This window comes from Corynebacterium sp. HMSC076G08, from assembly GCF_001811515.1.
Lineage (GTDB): Bacteria > Actinomycetota > Actinomycetes > Mycobacteriales > Mycobacteriaceae > Corynebacterium > Corynebacterium hiratae.
In genome coordinates this window covers 61,577-67,902 of record NZ_KV805050.1, presented here as the reverse complement: position 1 = coordinate 67,902, position 6,326 = coordinate 61,577, and the positions used below count along the sequence as shown (strand labels likewise).

Below are 6,326 nucleotides of genomic sequence, written 5' to 3'. Positions count from 1 at the left end.
ACGCCGCAAATCCACACGAAATGTCCCTTAAGCCCTCTGCTCACGGGCTGCCGACATACGAAGCGACTGAAAACGTAAAATCCCGAGCCACCGGTAAAACGATGACTCGGGTTCTGTAGTTTGCGGAGACGAGAGGATTTGAACCTCCGGACCTACGCAAGTAAGTCAACTCCTTAGCAGGGAGCCCCATTCGGCCGCTCTGGCACGTCTCCAGCGATTCGCAATGAATCGTCCATCACTCTACCTGAGCGCTTCCCCTAGGGACAAAATGGGGCTTCCCTATTCTTTCCCTGAAGCGCCGCATGCAGCTTGAGAGCCACGTAGAGAGCCGCGCAGCGCCAGCCATCATCCAGCACGCCAGGCCCGAGAATCTCGCGGACGCGGTCCAAGCGGTAGTGCAGCGTGGCACGGTGGATGTAGAGCGCAGCAGCGGTCGCGGAGACGTTGCGGGAATGCTCAAAACAGGTCAGCAGGGTGTGCCAGTAGGAGTTGCGGGGGTCGTCGAGAAGCACGGCGGCATCCGGGCTCATCTCCACCACCGTCGCTGGGGTCAGCTCCCACCCGCGCAGCAGCCGCCACGCGCCCGCCTCCTCCCAGCGCAGCGAATCCTGGCCACAGAGTTTGGCCACGTCCGCCATGAGTCGCGCCTGCGGGGCCGTCGGCGCCGAGCCACGCGCCACCACCTCAGCGCCGGCGACAAGCGCGGCACTCTGCAGCTCCTCCATGAGGGCTTCGGTGTCCTTGTCATCGCGACGGCACTCAATGAGTACGAGGGAATCATGGGAATCCGCGACCAAGAAGGGCCGGCGCACCAACGGGCGGGCAAGTTCCACGGCCACCGCACGCTGGTCGCCTTCCACCAGCACGCGATGCACGGTCAGCTCACCATCGGAGGGCAGGAGATCGCGCTCCCGGGCACCCGCCAGCGCGGCCGGATCACCGGTGAGCACCTCGCGGGCCAGCTCGCCGAGCTGTTGGGCGCGGGCGGCGAGGGGAGCATCGCGTTCGTCGATAAGCCTGGCTAGCGGAGCCGTTAAAGAACCGAGGCGGACCAAGGGGGCATCGCCCAGCGCGGGCTCATCAATAATCCACAGGTAGCCCACGAGCCGATCCTCATGACGGAGGGGGATGACCACACGGGGCAGCATGTCATAGCCCGGGTTGGCGGGCAGGCGAACCGGCAGAACCGCCTCTTGAATACCGAAACTCAGCATCCACGGGATCGGCTCCGGGGGTGGGGTGCGGTTCAGAATAGAGGCGGCACGGTTCTTATCGATGGCACCAATCTGGGCACTGGCGGCAATCACCGCGATGGCGGGGGTGGTCACCTCGACGGAGCGCTGCAGGATCTGGGCGCATTCGTCGACGATATCCTGGATGCTCGTCAGCTGCGGGGGTGTCACTTTTGACATATGTCAAAGATACTTCCGAATATTGTCTAGTGACAAACAAAACTGTGCTGCGCAATAATCTCCTACAGCTAAATGACCCACGTCACACATATACGTTCATGAAGGGCGTCTACATGACCACAACCAACAATTCCGTCAGGGCACAGGACGTTGTCGCCAGCGATAACACCAGTGCAGACGACGGCCTGCAGCGCGGCATGAAATCGCGCCACCTGCAAATGATCGCCTTCGGCTCATGCATCGGCACGGGCCTCTTCTTGGGCTCCGGTGCCTCCATCCAGGAGGCTGGTCCCGGCGTTATCGCCGCCTACGCCATCGGCGGCTTCATCATCTTCCTCATCATGCGCATGCTCGGTGAGATGGCCGTGGAGCACCCCGTCGCCGGCTCCTTCAGCGCCTACGCCCGCGAGTACATCGGCCCTATTGCCGGCTTTGTCACCGGCTGGAACTGGTGGTTTACCACCATCGTCGTCGGCATGGTGGAGCTCACCGCCGCGGGCACCATCATGGACTTCTGGTTCCCCGGCATCACGCACTGGCTCACCGCCCTCGTCGCGCTCGTCATCGTCACCGCCATCAACCTGGTGCACGTCGGCGCCTTCGCCGAGGCGGAGTTCTGGCTCTCCCTCATCAAGGTCGTCGCACTCATCCTCATGATCGTCGTCGGCGCGGCCATCGTCTTCGGCCTTACCCCGGAGCCCGCCCTCGGCTTGAGCAATATCACCGAGCACGGCGGCTTCTTCCCCAACGGTGCCGCCGGTGTGCTCTTCTCCCTCGTCGCCGTAATTTTCTCCTTCGGCGGCATCATCTCCATCGGCACCGCCGCGGGCGAGGCGCAGGATCCCGCCAAGAGCCTGCCCAAGGCCATCAACAACGTGATCTGGCGCATTCTCATCTTCTACGTCGGCGGCATCGGCATCATCGTGCTGCTCGCTCCGTGGAACGAACTGGATACCTCCACCTCGCCCTTCGTGCGCGCGCTGAGCACCTTGGGCATTAGTGCCGCGGCCACGGGCCTCAACCTCATCGTGCTCGTTGCCGCCGTCTCCGTGTTCAACACCATGACCTTCTCCGGCGCGCGCATGTTGCGGGATCTTTCCCGCGGCGGCCAAGCCCCGCCCTTCTTCAATTCCGTCAGCGCCAAGGGCGTGCCGGTTCGCGCTCTGCTTTTCAACGCCCTACTCATGGGCTCGGCTGTGCTGCTTAACTTCCTCTTCGAGGGCAAGATCCTGATTGTTCTCCTCGCCATCATTGTTGGCGCGGAGCTCATCTCCTGGTCCGCCATTGCCGTAGCACACCTGAACTTCCGCAAGCGCTGCCCGAACGCCGCCTTCCGCGCACCCCTCTACCCCATCGCCAACTACCTGTGCTTGGCCTTCTTCGCTCTCGTCATCGTTTTGATGTTCATGTTGCCCGACTACCGCACCGGCGCCATTGTCCTACCCTGTTGGATTGTGACCTTGGCCCTCATCTGGCTGGGCAAGAAGCGCCACGACGCCCGAAACAAATAGAAAGGACCCTCTCATGCAGACCACCATTGGTGATTTCATCCTGGACCGCCTCAAGGCCATCGGCATTACTGAAATCATCGGCGTGCCCGGTGACTTCAACCTGAGCTTCCTCGAGCAGATCGAGGCCTCCGAGGGCATCCGCTTCGTCGGCGCCTGCAACGAGCTCAACGCCGCCTATGCCGCCGATGGCTATGCCCGCCAGAAAGGCGTCGGCTGCCTGCTCACCACCTATGGCGTGGGCGAGCTTTCCGCCCTCAACGGCATCGCCGGTGCACGTGCCGAACACGTCCCGCTGGTGTCGCTGGCGGGCGCGCCGCCGCAGTACGCCACGGAGTTCCGCTGGAACCTGCACCACTCGCTTGCCGACGGCGACTTTGCCAACATGCTGGATTCCTTTGCACCCTTCACCGAAGTAGCCACGCGTGTGTCCCCCATGAACGTGGTCGAGGAATTCGACCGCGCCCTGCACACCTGCCTGCGCGAGAAGCGCCCGGTCCACATCCAGATTCCTTCCGATATCACTCACCTGACCATCGAGGTCCCCGACGAGCCTTTCTCCACCGAGCTCGCCCCCTCCGATCCCGAGCGCCTGAACGCCGCTGCGGACTACGTGCTGGAGCACCTCGCGAAGGCCAAGGACCCGATCATCCTCATCGACCAGGACACCAACCGCCACGGTTTCACTGAGAAATTCCGCGCCATCATCGACAAGGCCCAGCTGCCCTACTCCCAGCTCTCCTCCGGCAAGGCCATCTTGTCCGAGCGCCACCCGCTCTTCATCGGCACCTACAACGGCGCGGCGTCGGCCCCGGGTGTGCAGGAGCGCATCGAAAAATCCGATTTCCTGGTCACCACGAACCCGCGCTTCATCGAGGTTAACTCCGGCTCCTTCACCCACAACCTGGCCGATGCCCGCGTCTATAACTTCGGCGACCAGCACCTCAACGCTGACGGCGAGTACTTCGTGGGCATCAATACGCTGGAGCTTCTCGACGTCCTCCTCGACCGCATCCCGGAAGCCGGGGCATCGACAAGCGCGGCTTTCGAGCCCGAGCCCTTCGAGCCGAACCCGGATGCCCCGCTGACCCAGGAGCGCATCTGGCCGCAGATGCTCGGCTTCATCCAGGAAGATGACGTGGTCATCGCCGAGGCCGGCACCTCCAATATCGGTTTGGGCCAGCAGCGCATGCCCGAGGGTGTGCAGTACATTAACTCCACCATCTGGGGTTCCATCGGCTTTACCCTCCCCTGCGTGCTGGGCTCGCAGCTGGCCAACCCCGAGCGCCGCCACGTCCTCTTCATCGGCGATGGCTCTTTCCAGCTCACCGCCCAGGAGCTCTCCACCATCCTGCGCCAGGATCTCAAGCCCATCATCGTGCTGGTCAACAACGATGGCTACACCATCGAGCGCTACATCCTGGGCATGGAGCGCGAGTACAACGAGATCCAGATGTGGGATTACACGGCGCTGCCGAAGGTCTTCAAGAAGGACACCTCGATGGAGTCCTACGTGGCATCGACCGAAGGCGAGCTGGCCACGGCCCTGGAGGATATCGCCGCCCACCCGGAGCGCGGCGCCTTCCTCGAGGTGCGCCTCGATCCTTTCGATGCACCGAAGGGACTCCAGGCCTTCGGCCCCCAGACCGCTGATTTCGACTTCGGGCCCCGCGGCCCCCGCAACGCCTAAGGTAGAGAACATGATTCGACCAGACCTTTCCTCCCTGCCCGCCTACGTCCCCGGCAAGAATGCCGAGCACGCCTTGAAGCTCTCCTCCAACGAGGCAACTCAGGAGCCGCTGCCCGGCGCGCTCAAGGCCATGGAGACTGCTGCCGCGCACGTTAACCGCTACCCGGACATGGGTGCAGTGGAAATCCGCAAGGCACTCGCCGAAAACCTCGGTGTCACCCCAGAGCAGGTCACCACCGGTGCGGGGTCCTCCGCCATTTGCCAGCAGCTGGTGCAGATCACCTCCGTGCCCGGTGATGAGATTGTCTTCCCGTGGCGCTCCTTCGAGGCTTATCCCATCTTCGCGCAGGTCGTGGGCGCTACCCCGGTCAAGGTTCCGCTCACCGCGGATCACCGCGTGGACTTGGAGGCCATGGCGGCTGCCATCACGGACAAGACCCGCCTGATCTTCGTGTGCAACCCGAATAACCCCACCGGCTCCATCATCACCAAGGAGGAGTTCGACGCCTTCCTGGCCAAGGTCCCGAAGGACGTCATCGTGGCACTCGATGAGGCCTACATCGAGTACAACCGCAACGACGCCGTCCCGCTGGCCACCGACTACGTCCACACTCACGACAACGTCATTGGCCTGCGCACCTTCTCCAAGGCCTATGGCCTGGCCGGCATCCGTTTAGGCTATGCCTTCGGCAACGCCGAGATCATCGAGGCGCTAAGCAAGGTGGCCATCCCGTTCTCCGTGAACTCGGTGGCACAAGCTGGCGCTGTGGCCTCGCTGGCCGCCCAGAAGGAGCTGCGTGAGCGCACCGACGAGACCGTGGAGCAGCGCGACCGCCTGGTGGAGCACTTCGCCGACTTTGGTGTGCCGGAATCCCAGGCCAACCACATCTGGCTCGCCGCCGACTCCATTGCGAAGCTGGGCTCCCCGCAGGACGTTGCTGCACAGCTTGCCGAGAATGACGTTCTCGTCCGCGCCTTCCCTGAGGGCGTGCGCATTTCCGTCACCACAGCTGAGGAAACCGACATCCTGCTTAAAGCCTGGGACGCTGCCTTCGCTGCAGAGGAGTAGTTTCCGCGTTAGAGTGCAGTTGTGAAGACATTTATCAATTTTGCACTCAACGTCATTGCCGTCGCGGTGGCCTTCTGGGCCGTGGTGGCGATTGTCCCCGGAATCGACATCGTCCCCGCTAGCACCCAGAATTTCCTGCTCATCGCGGCGGTCTTCATCATCGTCAATGAGGTCGTCACCCCAGTGCTCCGCTTTCTCGGCGCCCCGCTGACCTGCCTGACACTGGGCCTGTTCGCGCTCGTCATTAACGGCGCGGTCCTGCTCCTCGTCAGCGCGCTAATGGACTCACTCGTCATCGACGGCTGGGGCGCCGCCATCATCGGCGCGATTGTTCTCGCGATCGTTTCCGGCGTGGTGAACTTCTTTACTAGTCCCCTGCGCAGCCGAAACTAACCCCCAGCAAAGGGTGGGAGGACGTCGACGCGGGAGGCGTCGGCAAGCACGGCGTCCTCGGTAGCGCTCGCGCCATCCACCAGGAAGGTGCAGCGCTCCAGCACCTCCGCGAAGCTCATTCCGGCCTCGGTGCTGCCGGTATGCCGAGCACGCAACACGTCGAGCAACTCCCCCAGCGTCGCTGCCTGCGCTGTGTCCTGCGCGCGCCCCGCGGCGGCGCGAGCTGCGGCAAAGTAGTGTATGTCAACCATGGC

General features: G+C 63.2%; 6 protein-coding genes and 1 tRNA gene. 4 read left to right on the top strand and 3 right to left on the bottom strand.

The genetic code is table 11. From position 1 onward, the window contains the following. Positions 1 to 123 precede the first annotated feature (123 nt). Together HMPREF2806_RS07730 and HMPREF2806_RS07725 are read right to left on the bottom strand one after the other, a co-directional pair. Positions 124 to 212, bottom strand: a tRNA-Ser gene (locus HMPREF2806_RS07730). Between the two features lie 45 nt (positions 213 to 257). Then, on the bottom strand, positions 258 to 1,412 hold the full coding sequence (locus HMPREF2806_RS07725; protein ID WP_070517140.1) for a PucR family transcriptional regulator: 1,155 nt from the start codon (positions 1,410 to 1,412) through the stop codon (positions 258 to 260). Positions 1,413 to 1,525: 113 nt separating this feature from the next. Here HMPREF2806_RS07725 and HMPREF2806_RS07720 point away from each other — a divergent pair, with 113 nt between their 5' ends. The 4 genes from HMPREF2806_RS07720 to HMPREF2806_RS07705 are packed head-to-tail and all read left to right on the top strand — an operon-like array spanning position 1,526 to position 6,072. Continuing rightward, positions 1,526 to 2,923 (top strand): amino acid permease, encoded by a 1,398-nt coding sequence (locus HMPREF2806_RS07720; protein ID WP_232745360.1) that lies wholly within the window; start codon positions 1,526 to 1,528, stop codon positions 2,921 to 2,923. Between the two features lie 13 nt (positions 2,924 to 2,936). Beyond that, the gene (locus HMPREF2806_RS07715) at positions 2,937 to 4,610 is read left to right on the top strand and encodes an alpha-keto acid decarboxylase family protein (protein ID WP_070517137.1); all 1,674 of its coding nucleotides are present in this window, start codon (positions 2,937 to 2,939) and stop codon (positions 4,608 to 4,610) included. Positions 4,611 to 4,620: 10 nt separating this feature from the next. Continuing rightward, positions 4,621 to 5,679, top strand: a complete 1,059-nt coding sequence (gene hisC / locus HMPREF2806_RS07710; RefSeq protein ID WP_070517135.1) for a histidinol-phosphate transaminase — start codon at positions 4,621 to 4,623, stop codon at positions 5,677 to 5,679. 21 nt (positions 5,680 to 5,700) lie between these two features. Then, positions 5,701 to 6,072, top strand: a complete 372-nt coding sequence (locus HMPREF2806_RS07705; protein WP_039673133.1) for a phage holin family protein — start codon at positions 5,701 to 5,703, stop codon at positions 6,070 to 6,072. On the opposite strand, the gene HMPREF2806_RS07700 is transcribed toward HMPREF2806_RS07705, so the two are convergent. After that, positions 6,069 to 6,323 (bottom strand): MoaD/ThiS family protein, encoded by a 255-nt coding sequence (locus HMPREF2806_RS07700; protein ID WP_010188351.1) that lies wholly within the window; start codon positions 6,321 to 6,323, stop codon positions 6,069 to 6,071. The genes HMPREF2806_RS07705 and HMPREF2806_RS07700 overlap by 4 nt on opposite strands. Positions 6,324 to 6,326 lie beyond the last annotated feature (3 nt).